The organism is Pseudomonas sp. LBUM1669, from assembly GCF_059695705.1.
Window position 1 is genome coordinate 5,111,013 of sequence record NZ_CP166784.1, and the last position, 16,853, is coordinate 5,127,865.

General features: G+C 58.6%; 12 protein-coding genes. 4 read left to right on the forward strand and 8 right to left on the reverse strand.

Annotated features, from left to right (window positions below):
• Positions 1-50: 50 nt before the first annotated feature.
• Positions 51-5,123, forward strand: coding sequence for an NEL-type E3 ubiquitin ligase domain-containing protein (locus tag ACA051_RS23720; RefSeq protein ID WP_497372147.1), 5,073 nt, complete (start codon positions 51-53; stop codon positions 5,121-5,123).
• Positions 5,124-5,167: 44 nt separating this feature from the next.
• Here ACA051_RS23720 and ACA051_RS23725 read toward each other — a convergent pair whose 3' ends face one another.
• From ACA051_RS23725 to ACA051_RS23750, 6 genes are all read right to left on the reverse strand, one after another.
• Positions 5,168-6,415 carry a hypothetical protein gene (locus ACA051_RS23725; protein ID WP_497372149.1) on the reverse strand — a complete coding sequence of 416 codons (1,248 nt, stop codon included), beginning with the start codon at positions 6,413-6,415 and terminating at the stop codon, positions 5,168-5,170.
• Positions 6,416-6,477: 62 nt separating this feature from the next.
• Positions 6,478-7,740, reverse strand: coding sequence for a hypothetical protein (locus tag ACA051_RS23730; protein WP_497372151.1), 1,263 nt, complete (start codon positions 7,738-7,740; stop codon positions 6,478-6,480).
• On the reverse strand, positions 7,737-8,225 hold the full coding sequence (locus ACA051_RS23735; protein WP_497295855.1) for a CS1 type fimbrial major subunit: 489 nt from the start codon (positions 8,223-8,225) through the stop codon (positions 7,737-7,739). Before ACA051_RS23735 ends, ACA051_RS23730 begins: the two co-directional genes overlap by 4 nt.
• Positions 8,226-8,230: 5 nt before the next feature.
• Positions 8,231-8,971: a molecular chaperone gene (locus tag ACA051_RS23740; RefSeq protein WP_497372153.1), complete on the reverse strand. Its 741-nt coding sequence runs from the start codon at positions 8,969-8,971 to the stop codon at positions 8,231-8,233.
• A gap of 38 nt (positions 8,972-9,009) precedes the next feature.
• The gene (locus tag ACA051_RS23745) at positions 9,010-11,532 is read right to left on the reverse strand and encodes a TcfC E-set like domain-containing protein (RefSeq protein ID WP_497372155.1); all 2,523 of its coding nucleotides are present in this window, start codon (positions 11,530-11,532) and stop codon (positions 9,010-9,012) included.
• A 114-nt stretch (positions 11,533-11,646) separates the two neighbouring features.
• On the reverse strand, positions 11,647-12,138 hold the full coding sequence (locus ACA051_RS23750; protein ID WP_497305183.1) for a CS1 type fimbrial major subunit: 492 nt from the start codon (positions 12,136-12,138) through the stop codon (positions 11,647-11,649).
• 510 nt (positions 12,139-12,648) lie between these two features.
• Between ACA051_RS23750 and ACA051_RS23755 the strand changes: the two genes are divergently transcribed.
• Positions 12,649-13,227 carry a PadR family transcriptional regulator gene (locus ACA051_RS23755; protein ID WP_497305184.1) on the forward strand — a complete coding sequence of 193 codons (579 nt, stop codon included), beginning with the start codon at positions 12,649-12,651 and terminating at the stop codon, positions 13,225-13,227.
• On the forward strand, positions 13,224-14,006 hold the full coding sequence (locus ACA051_RS23760; protein ID WP_497372157.1) for a siderophore-interacting protein: 783 nt from the start codon (positions 13,224-13,226) through the stop codon (positions 14,004-14,006). Before ACA051_RS23755 ends, ACA051_RS23760 begins: the two co-directional genes overlap by 4 nt.
• Positions 14,007-14,177: 171 nt before the next feature.
• Here the strand turns inward: ACA051_RS23760 and ACA051_RS23765 are convergent, their stop codons facing one another.
• Together ACA051_RS23765 and ACA051_RS23770 are read right to left on the reverse strand one after the other, a co-directional pair.
• A complete protein-coding gene (locus ACA051_RS23765; protein ID WP_497372159.1) occupies positions 14,178-14,828 on the reverse strand; it encodes a Pr6Pr family membrane protein in 651 nt (216 codons plus the stop codon).
• 2 nt (positions 14,829-14,830) lie between these two features.
• Positions 14,831-15,061 (reverse strand): VF530 family protein, encoded by a 231-nt coding sequence (locus ACA051_RS23770; RefSeq protein ID WP_007903672.1) that lies wholly within the window; start codon positions 15,059-15,061, stop codon positions 14,831-14,833.
• Positions 15,062-15,344: 283 nt separating this feature from the next.
• Here ACA051_RS23770 and ACA051_RS23775 point away from each other — a divergent pair, with 283 nt between their 5' ends.
• Positions 15,345-16,727, forward strand: a complete 1,383-nt coding sequence (locus tag ACA051_RS23775; RefSeq protein WP_497372161.1) for a carbohydrate porin — start codon at positions 15,345-15,347, stop codon at positions 16,725-16,727.
• Positions 16,728-16,853 lie beyond the last annotated feature (126 nt).

Sequence of the window (16,853 nt, forward strand, 5' to 3'; positions counted from 1 at the left end):
TCGGGCGTTAGGCTGGTCACTCCACTTAACGCTCAAGGTTTATTAAAAGCATGACTGACTTACACGGACGTATATCAGCGCTACCGACACCGGGAGCCGATGACAATAAAGGTCGCCACTACGCGTTTATCAAGAGCCGTATCCATCCTGCGTTCAAGGACGCTTCACTGCGACGGATTCGGGAACTGAGCCTCACACAAACGGCTTCAGGGTATTGGGTACAGGCCACCAGGGATTTCGATCACACGCCGTTACAAGAAGCCAACCTCGAACGCTGGTCCGCTCAAAACACCGTCGACCGGGTCATGGACAAGGTACAAGGCGTTTACGAATTCGCCGAACCGTTACTGACCGAGGCGTTGCTGAAACAGTTCGGTGTCGACGTCGATGTAAAGACCACTTACTTACACCTTTATCTACCCAAAAAGCTTCCCTGGTATTCCGCCGACTTCGGCGGTGCCGTGACCCGAATCGTTTCACTGCTGGACGCGGCGCTGCACAACTTCGCGGGCAAGGAAACCTGCGAACCAGACTCGGACTTCATCAGCCAGCCCGATGCCCGCGGGCATTTCGACATCCTGCCGATCAAACGCAAAATGTCCATCGCCCAGTTTCAGACCCTGTGTCGCAAGCTGGACATTGGCGCGCGCTACACGAAATACCTCGAAGAGCAGTTGCGGCCCAGGGACGGCCTCGTGCGGGCTGTTTTGAAACACAAGATCGTCGAGAGCGAGAAAACCTCGTTTAAAGCGGCCGCCAGACTGGCCGTGCTGAAGGGCGACATCGACGCCGATAGCTGTGACCTGATCCTGATGATGCTCGATGGCCAGCGCAACCTCACCCGCAAAGGCCGGATAATGCAATTCGCCAACCTGTCGATTCTCGACAGCTTGCTGACCGGAATCGTATTGATTACGCCGGATCTGGACCGGACCCGTGAGGTTATGCCGATCTTCGCATACGTCCCGCAAGACCCTGAGCACCCGCTGAAAGAGTACCCCTCGACCCTCGCGTTCGTGAATGAACTGACGCGTCAGTTGCGTAACAACGACGTCATACCGTCCACCGGCATGACCTACCAGCAATACTTCAGCCGGTTCGTCGATCAGTCCGATCGAGGGCATTTTTTCGGCGGGCTGCAACAACGTCTGTTCCAAGTGAAATGGCATCACAAAGAGCCGCTGGACCAGAGGCCGAGCTGGCGGGAAGTGGCCGTCACTGACCCTCATCTGCACTTCAACACCGCACCGCTCACCGGCGAACTCTGGAAATACCTGTTTGAGCAAAAGCTCAACAAGGTCCTCAATGACGCCCGACACATCGCCGTGTCCACCGCCGATGCCGATACCAACGCCCGATGGGCCTGGTGGGAGAACTTCAAGAAAATCGTCTCGGACATCTTCAACATCGCCCTGATGGTCGTCACGCCGTTCGTTCCCGGACTGGGTGAGCTGATGATGGGCTACATGGCTTATCAGATGGCCAGTGACGCCATCGAAGGCATCGTCGACATGACACTGGGGCTGTGGACCGAAGCCACCGGACACATCATCGGCGTGGCCACGGATTTTCTTCAGCTCGCGGCCTTTGCCGCCGGTGCGCAGATCGGTGCACTGGCACGCCTGAAACTGTCGCCGCTGATCGAAGGCATGAAACCGGTCATCCTGCCCAACGGCGAACCCCGGCTGTGGCACCCCGACCTCAAACCCTATGAGTTGCCCGATGTGCAGTTATCGCCGGACTCCAGACCCGACGCGCTGGGGCTGCATGTCCACGAAGGCAAGGATGTTCTGCCACTGGATGACAAGCACTACGCCGTGCAAAAGGATCCGCAAACCGGCAACTACCGAGTCAAACACCCGCATCGCGAGAATGCTTATCTGCCCGAGCTGAAACACAACGGCCTCGGCGCCTGGACCCATGAAGCCGAGACCCCGCGAACCTGGGATCGCCCGACGTTGATGCGCCGTCTCGGCCACTCCGTGGAGGGCTTCAGTGACGCGCAGCTCGAAGACGTTCGCATCGCCAGCGGCACCGACGACGGTGCGCTGCGCCGGATGTACGTCGACAACACGGCCCCGCCACCGTTACTGGACGACAGCCTCACCCGCTTGAACATCCAGCGCCAGACCCGCCAGGCGATTGAAAGGATTCGCTCGGGTCAGCCTCTGGACCCTTCCTCCTACTGGTTTGAACCGCTGGCGACTTACCTGGAGGGCTGGCCCGCGGATAAAGCCCTGAAGGTCTATGAAAACGCCGACATGAGCGGCCGGTTCCGCCAGTACGGCAATGCCGAGGCGAGCGACGAGCAGACGCTGTCCACCAGTTTGTCCAACCTCATGAGCGAGCAGTTTGCGCCGGGCCTTGTCGAGTTTCTCAGCGAAGAAGAGCTGCAAGCCGTGCTCGGTCGCTCCACCGCCAAAAGTGACCGGGTGCAAGCGTTGCGTAATCGACTGGCGGATGAAGCCAGTCGAATGGACTCGGACATCGTCAATCAGCTTTACCAAGGTGCCCAAGCGTCTGACGACCCGCAGTTGCGACTCATACGCCACTCATTTCCCGAACTGCCGTCCCGTGCGGCAGCGACGTTGCTGAGCAGTGCCGACGCGACCGACCTCAAGCGCATGACCCAGGAACAACGTCTGCCACTCAGCCTGAAAAGCCGAGCGCGGGAAGCCGCCTTCGAAGCCCGGACCAACCATGCCTATGAAGGCTTCAACGACGGCGCGCAGTGGGTGGCGGAAACCGAAAGCCTGGTGTTGAACGCCTTGAGGATTCATACCGACACCTTTGCGCAATTGCGCATCGAGGTTCGCGAAGGCAACGATGCCGGCCCCTTGCGCAGCCGTGTGGGGGCCGAGGACGCGTCCATGGTTCGGGTGCTGGTCAAGGATGATGTCAACCGGTTCGAAGTCTGGGACGGCGATAACCACAAACTGCACGACGCCGCTGATTTTTACGACGCCGTCCTCAACGCCTTGCCGAAAAACAAACAGGCGCAGCTGGGTTATCGGCCGGGCCAGGGCGCCTTTTTCAAGCAATGGGTGATGGCGAAGACCGAGACACCGGCGCAGCGCCGCACCGCGCTCGCTGCACCGCCGATCCGTCCGCTGGCTGACCATGAAGACATGATGCTGTTGCGCGGTCCCGGTTTCTCCACGATCTCCCCCACGCTCACCGAACGGGTGCAGGATATCTACCCCCACTTCAACGAACGCGAGGTCGATACCTTCGTTCGATCCCTGGGTTCGCAGGAGCAAGGTCAGCAGACACTGACCCGACTGGACCGGGAACTGGATGACTTGCGTGTGCTGTTCAATCGCTGGCGATACCAGCAGCCGGATAGCTGGGGCCCGGATCAACGCGGGTTCGTCAACAGTGGCGGCTTGCACCTTGCCGAGCGGTTCATCGATTGTTTCAAGCACAAGCCCACGGTCTTTGGTGAACGCAGTATCACGGCCGACGGCGGTTATGCGCTGGACCTGTCCACAGAGTTCGGGATGCTCGACCTCGAACGTTGGTGGAAGGACCTGCCGGATATCAAGCACTACCTCGATCAGATCAGCACCTTGAATCTGGACCGCACGCACCTATCCGAATCCGCCACCGGCCTGTTAGGGGACTTCCCTCATCTGCGGCAACTGAGCGCTCGCAGCTGCAGCTTGACGCGACTTCCCGACACCATCGGCAAGATGCACCACCTGCGCACTTTGCGGTTGATGAACAACGACATCACGTTGACGCCATCGGCTGTCGAGCAATTGCGAAACCTGACCCGCATGGAAACCCTCAGACTCGATGACAACAAGCGATTGGGCCGGCTCCCGGACGTCGGACGCATGCCCAGACTGAAAATCCTGAGTTTGAGCAATACGGGGGCAACCACTTGGCCCGATGGCCTGTTCGGGCCTGCCAACAAACGTCGACCGCGCGGCTTCTTTCTGGATTTGCAGGAGAACCCGATCAGCGTCATTCCGAAAGTCGTGCCCGGCTCGGAGGACGCCTTCATCCTCGCGCGGACCCGCTTGTACGAAAAGCAACTCTCGGACGCCAACCTGGTCACTTTCAAAGCGTATCGACGGTCAGTCGGCATCTCGCCCAAGCAGGTCTACACCGATGCGGCACGAGACGCGATGTACCTGTGGCCCATGAATGACGACTCGGTATGGTGGAGTAACCAAGTCTCAGGGCTGGGTACTTTTCGAGAGGAAGCCTGGCACGACTTGATGACCGAGCCTGGCCATGAGGATTTTTTTGCCTTGATCCAGAAACAGACCCGCTCGGCCGATTACATGGCCGGTGGTGATTTGCGTCAACAGCTCAGCAACCGGGTCTGGCGCATGATTGAAGCCATCGACCTGGACACCGAGTTGCGCAAGGATCTGTTCGCAATGGCCAAGGCGCCCACCACCTGCGCCGATGCCGGGGCCCAGGTGTTCAACCACATGGGCATCAAGGTGCTCGCCTCCGAAGCCTATGCCTTGTCGACGTCCAACGCCGTCCTTGAAAGCAAACTGGTGAACCTGGCCAGAGGCGCCGCTCGCCTCGCCCGCGTGGATGACATTGCCCGTGCCGACTTCGGCAGCCGTCCGGGCAATCCGGATGAGGTCGAGGTGTACCTCGCCTACGAAACCGGCCTGGCTCAACGCCTCGGTTTACCTTGGCAATCGGAGTCAATGCTGTATCGTCCCTTGGCCAGCGTGAACGCCAAAACCCTCGACACTGCCTTCGATACGGTGATGTCCATGGAGGCCGGCGATGGCTTGATCAACGACATGATCGAACAGCCGTTCTGGCAGAAATACCTGCAGGACACTTACCCGAACGAGTTCCGGCGCAATGCCCTGTTTTACGAAACCAAGAGCGAATTGCTGGATGAGTTACGCGAAGTTCAACACGCCTGGGTCAGCTCCAAAGGCCAGCAAATTGCACAACGACGAGCACTCAAACAGCGCCTGCAAGACCTCGCCCGACGACTGAATATCGATGACAGCGTAGTGTTGACGGATCAAGACATGACCGATGAAGTCTATGGCCTATTGCTGCACGACATGGGTTACGAAGAAAAAGAGCTGAGCCGAAAACTCACCCGCGCAGCGCTGCAAAAAGACGCACAGCCGTAATCGGCAAACCCTGATGCATCGGGTGATGCATCAGGGCTCAACCCTTAACCCACTTGCGAATCCCAGATCACCGTGACAGTGCCCGAGTACGTTCGGGTGACACCGGGCTTGAGCATTTCGCCGACTTGATCCTGCGCAATCTCGAAGTGCAACGTTCCCGGCTTGCGATCGACATAAAAGCGTGGCTGGAACAACTCGGTACCACTACCGTCGCGCCGCAACGGCCGGCGGCTGACCGGCTGATCGGCGGCATCCACCAGGCCATTGGGCAAGGTCAGACTGACGTCGAGCGGTACGACATGACCTGAAACCGGGTCGCGCACCGAGCAGCGATTGCCATCCTCGCTGTACTGGCAGTCCAGGCTCATCTTGAAGCGGCTCGACGAAGAGAGATTGAACGTCTGATCGCGAAACAACCGCGTCGGCTTGCGCCCCTGCGTCAGCCAGGCTTGCCAGCCGCCCTGCGGGACCAGTTCGACGCGATTGCCACCAGGGGGAATCTCGACCTTGAGGGTGTGCCGAACATCCAGGGAGAAATTGAGGGTCAGTTGGTTGTCATTGGGAATCATGACATCGCCCATGTCGAAGTCCTGACGAGGACCGACCGTGTACGGCATGGTGCCGGTGTATTTGCCCGATTTCATGGCCAGGGGGTCAGGCGTTTTCAGCTCATAAGCGAACACGAAGTACAGGTAGCGAAAAGAAAGCGGAATATCGAACTTCGCCGTCTTGCTGCACACGCCCGCCCCTCTGGCGACTCGCCAGAAACTGTTGTAGCCAGAGGGACCCGCCGAGTGCCAACCCACACTTGAACAGGGTGGTGGCGCATATGACCAACCGCCACCTACCCATAAGTCATCCCACCAACCTCCTCCAGTCAGTTCAGTGACAGGGCGGGGAATGGCGGCTTCGTGCCCGATCCCGCCTATACGAATGGAAAGCACTTGCTTATCACCCGACTCGTGGGTGACCACCACTTCTCTCCAGTCTGAGGGAACACGGGCCATGCCCCCTTGCCGCGGGTCCGCATGGTTGGCCAGGATGGGCGCATTCGCCGTGAATGGAATAGGCGCAACAAGGCTGAACAAGTTATAGGGCGCACAGGCTTGCGGTATCTGTCGGCAAAAACCCTCGGACGGCGTCATGTTGACGAACACGTTTTTATTGGGCTTCGATGAATCCGGCTCGAATACCGCTTCGATCTCCATAACGGCGGCCTGTACGGGCAGCGCAAACACAGCAAACGCCAGGCATCTCAAAAGTCGAACTGATAGTCCACGTAGAAACCGCATTGTCTTTCCTTCAAAGTCCATATTGATGCTTAGCCCTGCTGAATTGATCCTTCAGGCGCCCGCTAAACTTCCGAATCCCAGATGACCGTGACAAGGCCCGAGTAGGTCCTGGCCACATTCGGCTTGAGCATTTCGCCGACCTGATCCTGCGCAATCTCGAAGTGCAACGTTCCCGGTTTGCGATCGACATAAAAGCGTGGTTGGAACAACTCAGTACCACTGCCGTCGCGCCGCAATGGCCGGCGACTGACCGGCTGATCGGCGGCATCCACCAAGCCATTGGGCAGGGTCAGGCTGACGTCGAGCGGCACGACATGACCGGAAACCGCGTCGCGTACCGAGCAGCGATTGCCATCTTCGCTGTACTGGCAGTCCAGGCTCATCTTGAAGCGGCTCGACGAAGAGAGATTGAACGTCTGATCGCGAAACAACCGCGTCGGCTTGCGCCCTTGCGTCAGCCAGGCTTGCCAGCCGCCCTGCGGAACCAGTTCGACGCGATTGCCACCGGGGGGAATCTCGACCTTGAGGGTGTGCCGAACATCCAGGGAGAAGTTGAGGGTCAGTTGGTTGTCATTGGGAATCATGACATCGCCCATGTCGAAATCCTGACGAGGACCGACCATGTAGGTAATGGAGCCTGTGTATTTACCCGCGGCCATGTTCAGTGGATCGGGCGTGCGCAATTCATAGGCGTACACAAAATACAGATACTTAAAGGACATCGGGATGTCGAAAAGCGCCTTTTTGCTGCATACGCCCGCACCCACCGGGACTCTCCAGAAACTGTTGTAACCAACGGGTCCCGCAGTCGCGTTACCGACCCCCAGACACGGCGCAGGCGCATACACCCAGCCCCCTCCCTGCCACATCTGATCCCACCAACCGCCTCCCGTAATGTCGGTGATTGGACGGGGAATGGACGCTTCGTGACCAATACCCCCGATCCGTATGGAAAGCACTTTTGAATCGCCCGACTCATGTGTAACACGCACCTCTCTCCATTCAGAGGGTACCCGGGCCATGCCGCCCTGGCGCGGGTCCGCGTGATTGGCAAGAATCGGCGCATTGGCCGTGAACAATATAGGCGCGACAAGACTGAAAAGTTGATAGCGCGCACAGGTCTCTGGAACTTGACGACAGAACCCCTCAGAGGGCGTCTTGTTGACGAATTTATTGTTCTGCGGTTTGGCCGAATCCGGCACAAACTCCGCCGTGATCTCTGCCACCACCGCCTCTGCAGGCATCGAAAACACAGCGCACAACAGACTGGTCAATACAAACCCATTCCGAGCCCGGACTGATCGCTTCTTCAATAAACGCTTCATTTGGGCAGTACCGCATTGAAGACCATATTCACGCTGCCAAAATAGCTGCCCGGTTTATAAACCCCATCGACAGGCGGCATTGGCACGATCTCCAGCAACACCCGTTTACCCGGCGCGGCATCACTCATCGACACCACCTCGCGACTGTCCAGCTCATTGAGCACATGGCCGTTGAACAGCACGCGTAAACCAATGTCATGGGCATCCGTCCCGTTGGACAAGTACGGCCTGCCCTCAAGGCGAGCTTCGATGGACCCGGCTTCATTCTTCACGTCGAAATACTTGCGCAAGCCACCCAGGGTCGAGGTCGTCAGATTCCACGGCAATTGCTGTTCGCGGTGAATCCAGCCGGGGTCTGCGGGAATGACATAAAACGCCTGGCTCGGGATCGTCACGAACACTTCGAAGTGCTGCACTTCGCGGGCGGCATACGCTGAATGGCAAGCCATTGCCGACATCATCAGGACCGTCAGTTTTCTGAACATAGTCATCAGCCTTTCACATCGAGTTTCTTGCGGCTCTCGCCTTCAATCAACGTGAAGCGGTACTCGCGGCCAGCCTGTTTCTCGAACTCGAAGTTGCGGCCGGCCAGAATGTGATGCTTGGTGGTCGGCTGGCAGTCCTGGTCGTTCTTGACCGCGCAATCCTTGAACTCGTCGATCACCACCACGGTGTTGCCGGTATTGCGGATCCGGTACCTGGCCGCCTCGTTTTCGATCACGCTGGCGTAGCGCGGGTCCTTGGGGCGAACGAAAAACACCGCGCCATAACCGGCCAGCACCGTGACCCCGGCGGACAGGGCTTTCTTGTATTCCTCACGTTCCTCGCCGGAGACCGCAAATTCGTCTTCCTTCTCGGGCACCACCGGCACGAAACGCACGCGGAAATAGCGCTCCTTGTCACGCTCCCCCATGTACAGCAATCGCGTGCCTTGCATGCCACTGGCGGGCACGATCAGCCGCGCCGGGCTGGCCATCAAGCCATCCCGGGATTTGCCGTCGGCATTGGACTGGAGCGGCACTTCCCGGGATTTGCCATCGGCGTCGTAGAGGATTTCAAGGATATTGACCTTGACGAAGGCGGTGCTGTCGCCGCCGTTGTAGACGCGTTTCAAAAAGGTACTTTTGTCGCCGTCCAGGTAGTCGTAAACCGTGCCGATATTGATGCTCGGCCCGGCGTGCGCCGTCTGGGTGAACAAACAAAAACCAATCAGTGCCAACCGACGTTTCATCGTCATTTACCTCATAAAAAAGTGCGTGGTGCCGGGCATCAACCTGCCGTCGGCGTCTCGAGCGTCAGGTCCGCCAACGTATCCGGCGTGCAACGCAGATCGCCGATCATCAGCACATTGTTTTCCGTGCGGCCATTGCTCGGGTCCAGACGGAACTGGCATAGCAACTGGTTGCCGTGGCGCACTTCCAGGGTCGGAGAGCCGGCGTTCATTTCCATGGAGAAGAAGCCGTCCACTTCACTCACTCCACGGCTGGCGTGGTTGATGATGTGATGGCCCTTGAGCGGCTTGCCCTGGGGGTCGATCAGGCGGCCAAGGACGGTAAGGGTTCGCATCACACGGATCTGGCGATAATCCACGCCGCCCTTGTTCAGGTGATAGCTGGAACGAGCCGGCTGGATGGTCGCGGCAGGCACGTGGTTGCCTTCGAAATCGAAACTGACGGAGCTGCTTTTGTAAGCCGTGATCGGCACGAAATTGCGTCCGGGCTTGAGGACTGCGCTGCCGCCGCTCAAATCGTCGGCGCGCAACGTGATGTCGTCGATGTCTGACTCGACATCGATGATCATGCCCGCGCCGTTGCGGTGGTATTGGCTGGTCACGATCATTTTCTGCCCACCGACCGCCACGGTGCTGTCGAGGTTGAGGCCGCCGGTGAGGTCGTTGTTGTAAGAGGAGCGCTGGATAAAACCGTCAGCGTTGGCCAGGTCCGATTGCATCGTCGCCAGCGCATTCAAACCGATGCCATAGGTGTCGGTGATGGCCGTGGCGGAAACGCTTTGCAGCAGGTGGTCCTGCAAGTCTTTGCGGTAAGTGATCGAGGCATTGTTGTCGCGCCCGCCGTCACGATCGGTACGGGTGCCGATGCTGCCGGACAGCTGTTCTCCCGGACCACCCAGCGCGATGCTCACGCTCAGATCAAGCCCGCGATTTCGATCATTCCCCGAGCTGAAACTGCCCGGTCTATCGAACAGTGACAGGCGCCAATTGGCATCGCTGCCGAACAGTTGCGCGCGCTGGCTCCAGCCCAGATCCACGCCGACGCCTTCGGTGTTGCCTTCACTGTGGGACACCCGGGCATTGACCGAACTTTTGCTGGTGAGTCGATGATTCACCGATAACGACGAGTTGCTGGTCTGGCCGATATATACGTTGCGCTGTCGCACTCGCGTGCCGTCGGGCAGGGTGTCGTAGAGCCGCGTGGTGTCGAGCCAGCTGCGGTTATGGCTGGCGACGATGCTGCCGCTGCCGTAGGAATAAAGCCCCTGCACGTCAAAACCGGTGCCGTAGTCCTGAGTCTTGTAGACGTTGGCAAAGACGCTGGCGTTGTTGACGATGGCCCAGTCGACCGACGTGCCGTACTGCAGGGTGTCTTTCACTTGCCGACCCGACAGGCCGAGGATCACCCGTGGGTGCAGCAGGAAGTTGAACGCGGCGCCAGCGGTCATGTCGCCGTCGGCCTGCTCATCCCAGTTGCTGAGCATCTTCGATTCACGCCCGGCGAACAGGTTGTAGCGCCAGCGCTCGTCATGATTGCTCCAGTTGTTGGGTTTGTAGACCAGTTCCTGAGTGCTGGAAGTGATCTGGCCGTCTTCGATCAGCCGCACTTCGACTTCATAGATGCCGCCGGGCAAGGGTCGCGTATCAAGCGTCTGCAAACCGGCCGGCATCGCTTGAGTGTTGATCAGCAAGCCGTCGCGATAGATCTCCACAGAGCCTTGGCGATTGGCCGTGACATAGATCGGGTACACCGCCGGTTTCGGGTTGTTGATGGCCAGGCTGTCGGAGCTGCCGTACATAACGCCCAGCGCGGTGTCGGGGCTGGCGCCAAAGGAGCGTGGCTGGCGGGTCAAGCCTTCCGAGGTGGGTGTGAACAAGCCCAGGCGCAGGAAACTGCCTTCCAGTTCGCGCTGGGTGAAGAGCTCGTGCACCGCGTGATACGTCTGGTTGTCCACACCACCCAGGCGGGACAACTGCATGTTCACCGCCTGGGTCCAGTTGCCCAGGCTGCTGCTCGCTTCCAGACCGTAGCGACCACCGAGGTTCTGGTTCTGGCCGCCGTTGAGGTTCAGCTGGTTGCGCACGATCAACCCGGTGCTGCCGCCTTCGGGCTGGTTGTAATAGAGCTGCACCTGATCATCGCGCTCGGCGTTTTCGGTGAGGATCGACACCAGCGAGTTTTCCAGGCTGTAGTGCACGGCCAGCAATTGTTCGGGGCAATTGGCCTGGCAGGCGCCTAGTACCACACCTTGTTTCAGGTAGTTGGCCCAGATGTCACGCTCGCTGGGTTTGATCGTGCTGTCGCTGACATCGGCGAAGTCAACGAGGGTGATGCGATCATCGCGAGTCAACACGACCATCGCCTCACCGAGAAACTGTTGGTCAAGTTCCACTCGCACCGCCAGCGGCACATCAAAGAAGTGCTCTTCGAACTCGCTCGGTAGCCCCTTGGCTTGCGCAAGCAAACTTCGGGGTGTGTGGCCGTTGTCCGCTGGCGCGGCCAGGGCAGTTGCACAAAAACATAGGGCAAGCGCCGTCGCGATGGGAGTCATCGGGAACATGAACGAAATACTCTGAAGATAAATTCGTTGAAACCCGATCGACAAGGACGCAACCCTATCGATCGGTGAACGTTGCCAAGTAAGACGGAACTTACTTACAGAACGCGCCGTGGTTTAGATGCGCGGAATGGCATCAAAGATGACGACCGGGTTGGCGGTGTAGAGACCCACCTGGGCGTTGGTCGGCTTCGCGGCCTTGATGACCAGGTCGGCGCGCATGCCACCGTTGGACTCGACGTCACCTACCACTTCCTGGGAATCGGCAGTCAGCTCCTTGCCATTGAAGGTGTACGTCAGAGGAATGTTCAAGGTTGGATTACCGTTGAACAGCGGGGTAGGACCGCCGACGATATAAGCGCCAACCGAGCCATTGGTGTGTTGAATATTGTAGGTGCCACGGACCTCTGTCAGGTCGCCGACCCCAATGAGGTATTGCATTTTCTCGTCTTTACCAAAATCCGGGTTCACAGGCTGGGCATGGAAGACCTTGCTTGGGATATCCGCTGTAATGTTGATGGAGGTGCGCGATTCTTCAGCAGCGAACGCCATCGAAGCGCTCAGGGCCAGGAGGGTCATCGGAACGGCGATTGCAAACTTCTTGAACATTATTGAGTACCTGTCTTTTTCAAAGGATTGGGCCGAGAAAAGTCTAAACAAGCGAACTTAACCCCTCGCACTGATGGCGATTTCGCTTAACTTTCGACGCCAGAAAATGATCGTCCAATCTCTTGAAAAAGTAAGTACGTAACTTCCGAAGAACATGTAGTAACAATGGCTTTCGAACAATAGGAAAAAAGTTAAAAAAACGCCAACTTGATTGTTTTACCCTCAGAAAAATACTACACACAGATCTAACTGAAAAAGCACACAGATATAAACTAATAAAACTTCCGTAAGACCGGGCCTACTTATCTCATGATAGTGGAATAATTATAAATCGATGAACTTCCATGATTAGTTTAATTACTCTAAAAGAGCAACCCATGCATCACTCCTCGTGCTGATTGCGTCTGGCTCCGAAGCGGCGACCGAGGCGAACCGTTGGTCAAGAACCCTTGCGCAAGCCTTGCGATATATCTTAAGTTGTATCTAAACACGACGAGAGAAGACGCAAAAATGAGAGACCATCATTCCCACCGAGACCACAACGATAGCCGCGACGGCTTCGAGAAACGCCCCGGCCCCGGGCGGGAACGCGGTGGCCGCGGCCCCCGGGTGTTCGCCCCCGGCGATCTGAAACTGCTGCTGTTGGCATTGATTGCCGAGCAGCCCTGCCACGGCTATGACCTGATCCGCCAGATCGAAAGCATGTTCGACGGCGCCTACTGCCCCAGCCCCGGCGTGATCTACCCGACCCTGACCTTTCTCGAAGAAAGCGAAATGATCCTGGGCGACGCCGAAGGCGGCAAAAAGCGCTACACCATCACCGACGCCGGACGTCTGTCATTAACCGAACAGGCGATTGCGCTGGACGGCGTGCGGATGCGCATCGAGGTCAGCAAGCGCTCGTTGCGCGGCCATGATCGTCCGGCCGAGATCCACGAGGCGGTGCACAACTTGCGTCACGCCTTGCAGATGCATCACGGCCGCTGGAGTCCCGAAGAAATCCTGCGGGTTCGCGACCTGCTCAATAACACCGCCAAAGCCATCGTCGATGGCCCTGTCGTTCAACCCGTTCAGGAGAAAGCCGAATGACTGACGTTGTGCACACCATTCACCGTGTCATGCATGAAATCAAACGCCGTCGTCTGCAAGTGCTGCGGGTGGTTGACCTGACGCCGCGGATGCGCCGGATTACCTTGGGCGGCCCGGAGCTGGCGGGTTTTGTCAGCCTGGGCACGGACGACCACGTCAAGCTGCTGTTCCCGCAAAACGCGGCCGAACACGCCGCACTGGAAACCCTGGTGCTCGGTGCCGGCAAAGACAACGGGCCGATGCCGGCAATGCGTGACTACACGCCGCGTCGCTACGACCTCGACACTCTGGAACTGGACATCGATTTCGTCCTGCACGGCGACGGCCCCGCCTCGACCTGGGCCGAGCAGGCCACACCCGGCCAGTTCCTGCACATCGGCGGGCCGCGCGGCTCGATGATAGTACCGGACATGTTCGACAGCTATTTGCTGATCGGCGACGAAACCGCCCTGCCCGCCATCGCCCGCCGGCTCGAAGGTCTGGCGGCCAATCGTCGTGCCCTGGTGATTGTGGAAGTGGAGAACGGCGCTGAACAGCAACGCCTCGAAAGCGCCGCGCAGGTCAATGTGATCTGGGTCTTGCGCGAGGGAGGCAAAGACAACTTGCTGACCACCGTGAAGCACCTGCAAGTGCCGAGCGGCAATCTGTATGCGTGGGTGGCGACCGAGACCAAGGTGTCACGGCAGATTCGCCGGCTGCTGCTCGATGAGCATGGTTTGAACGAGCAATTCGTCAAGGCGGTGGGTTACTGGCGCCTGGATGACAGCGACGAAGAGTGATCGCAGCTCGATAGTGTGGCGAGGGAGCTTGCTCCCGTTGCGCTGCGCAGCAGTGCTAAAACCAGCAACCGAATTTTACTGAAACACCGTGTATGTTGATTTACGACTGCTTCGCAGCCGAGCGGGAGCAAGCTCCCTCGCCACAAAAGCCCTTCACATCACCCTCAGTATTCACCGACCACGCCACCTGTCCAACGCGATAATAATTAAGGCGATCACCACAAACCCAACCAACAATCCCGCTGCATTCAAAAACACCTGTGGATAACCCAGCGTGCCGACATCAATGAACGGATAGGGATAAACCGCCAACTCGTGCCCGCGCAGCAATGAATAGGCGAAGTACACCAGCGGATAAATGACCCACAGGCCGATATGCCGCAGGCGCAAGGTGCCTTTGGGCACGCACCACCACCAATACGCCAGAAACAGCAGCGGCATGACGTCATGCATCAGCTCATCGGCCAGAAACTGCCAGCCTTCGGGATGCCACAAGTGGCGCAACAACAGGCTGTACGCCAGACCGACGACCACGATGCTCACGGCAATGGCGCTGCTGACCCACGGCTGCAAAAACCAGCGGCGCGCCGCCGACTCGCGAGGGGTCCACTCACAGGTCAGCACCACCGCCACCAGCATATTGGTCAGCACGGTGAAGTAGCTGAAAAAGCTCAGCAGCCCACCCAGCAAACTGGCTTGCAGCGTCCAGCGTGAGTACAGAATCAAGTACAACTGAATGGCCAGCCCGGCCCAGCCCAGCACGGCGGCCACCGCCACAAAACGACGCCTCGCGGCAGAACCTGGCGTAGACAGGGTGCCCATGTTCAGAGCGGGCGCTTGGTGCGCATCAGCTTCACGTACAGGCGTTCGACCTTCTCCCGCGCCCACGGGGTTTTGCGCAGGAAGGTCAGGCTCGACTTGATGCTCGGGTCACTCTTGAAACAGCGGATATCAATGCGCTCGGCCAGGCCTGACCATTCGTAATGTTCCACCAGGGCGTTGAGGATTTGCTCCAGCGTCACGCCGTGCAGCGGGTTGTTGTTCTGTTCGGTCATGCCGGGCCTTTGAGCGATGAAAGGATTGGAAGCCGCGCACCTTAGCCGAGGGTGTGGCCGGGTGGAAGCGCTCTGTGCGCTCTCTGGTAAATGTAGGTGACCTTGAACAGATCGCTGCCCGGCACTGTTACCAAATACGAAATAATTCATGTCACTAAAAGCGCTTTCTCTATTTGTAACAGGACACTATCCTTGCGCCCGTCAAGCTGAAACGCTTCATCTTCCCGCGACATAGTGCCGCTTTCCGTTCATCCCCCAGAAAAAGATCAAGAATTCCTTCTCTATGCCTGATTTCCCAACTCCGCGAGACAGCGCTGTCTGCACCGCTATTGCCGGTCGAAAAACTCTGAACCTGATCGGTGGGTTCACCGTGTTGAGCCTGGCCACGTGCACCCAGGCCGCTCCCGCCTTCGATAGTGAATCGCCCTGGATGCTCGGCGACTGGAACGGCACGCGCACCGAACTTTCGGAAAAAGGCTACGACTTCAAAGTCGATTACACCGGCGAAATGGGCAGCAATCTGCACGGCGGCTACGACCACGATCGCACCGCACGCTACAGCGACCAGTTTGGTTTCGGCACGCACCTGGATTTGCAGAAAATCCTCGGCTGGAATGACGCTGAATTTCAGCTGACCATCACCGAGCGCAATGGCAACAACATCAGCAACGACCGGATCAACGACCCGCGCGTCAGCGGCTTCACCTCGGCTCAGGAAGTCTGGGGCCGTGGGCAGACCTGGCGCCTGACGCAGATGTGGTATCAGCAGAAATTCTTCGACCAGAAGCTCGACATCAAGGTCGGCCGTTTCGGCGAAGGCGAAGACTTCAACAGCTTCCCGTGCGACTTCCAGAACCTGGCGTTTTGCGGCTCGCAGGTCGGTAACTGGGTCGGCGGCATCTGGTACAACTGGCCCGTCAGCCAGTGGGCGATGCGCGTGAAATACCACCTGACGCCGGAGCTCTACGCGCAAATCGGCGCGTATGAACAGAACCCGTCGAACCTTGATCGCGACAACGGCTTCAAGCTCAGCGGCAGCGGCACCCAGGGCGCGATTTTGCCGGTCGAACTGGTGTGGTCACCCAAGCTCAACGGCCTGCCGGGCGAATACCGCGCCGGTTATTACTACAGCAACGCCAAGGCCACGGATGCCTACAAGGACAGCAATGGTCAGCCCGCCGCCCTGAGCGGCGAGGCTTACCGCAGCGCGTCGAGCAAGCACGGCGTGTGGCTGGGTGTGCAGCAGCAAATCACCAGCCGTGCCAGCGACAACTCGCGCGGCCTGAGCGTGTTCGCCAACGGCACGATGCACGACAAAAAGACCAACGCCATCGACAACTATGTCCAGGCCGGCGTCGTCTACAAAGGGTTCTTCGATGCTCGCGCCAAAGACGACATCGGCTTTGCCCTCGCCCGGGTGCACGTCAACCCGGCCTATCGCAAGAACGCCGAAGCGACCAATCAGGCCCGCGCCGTGTATGACTACGACGACCCCTCGTTCCTGCCGCCCCAGGACACCGAATACAGCGCCGAACTCTATTACGGCGTGCACGTCACGAACTGGCTGACCGTGCGCCCGAACCTGCAATACATCCGCCATCCCGGTGGCGTGGACAAGGTCGATGACGCGCTGATAGGCGGGATAAAAATCCAGTCATCCTTCTAACCAACACCGAAAATCCCCTGTAGGAGCGAGCCCGCTCGCGAAGGGGCCGTCAGCCTCAGCATCAATGCCGACTGTCCCACCGCTTTCGCGAGCAGGCTCGCTCCTACAGGGATCGCGTCAGCCGAA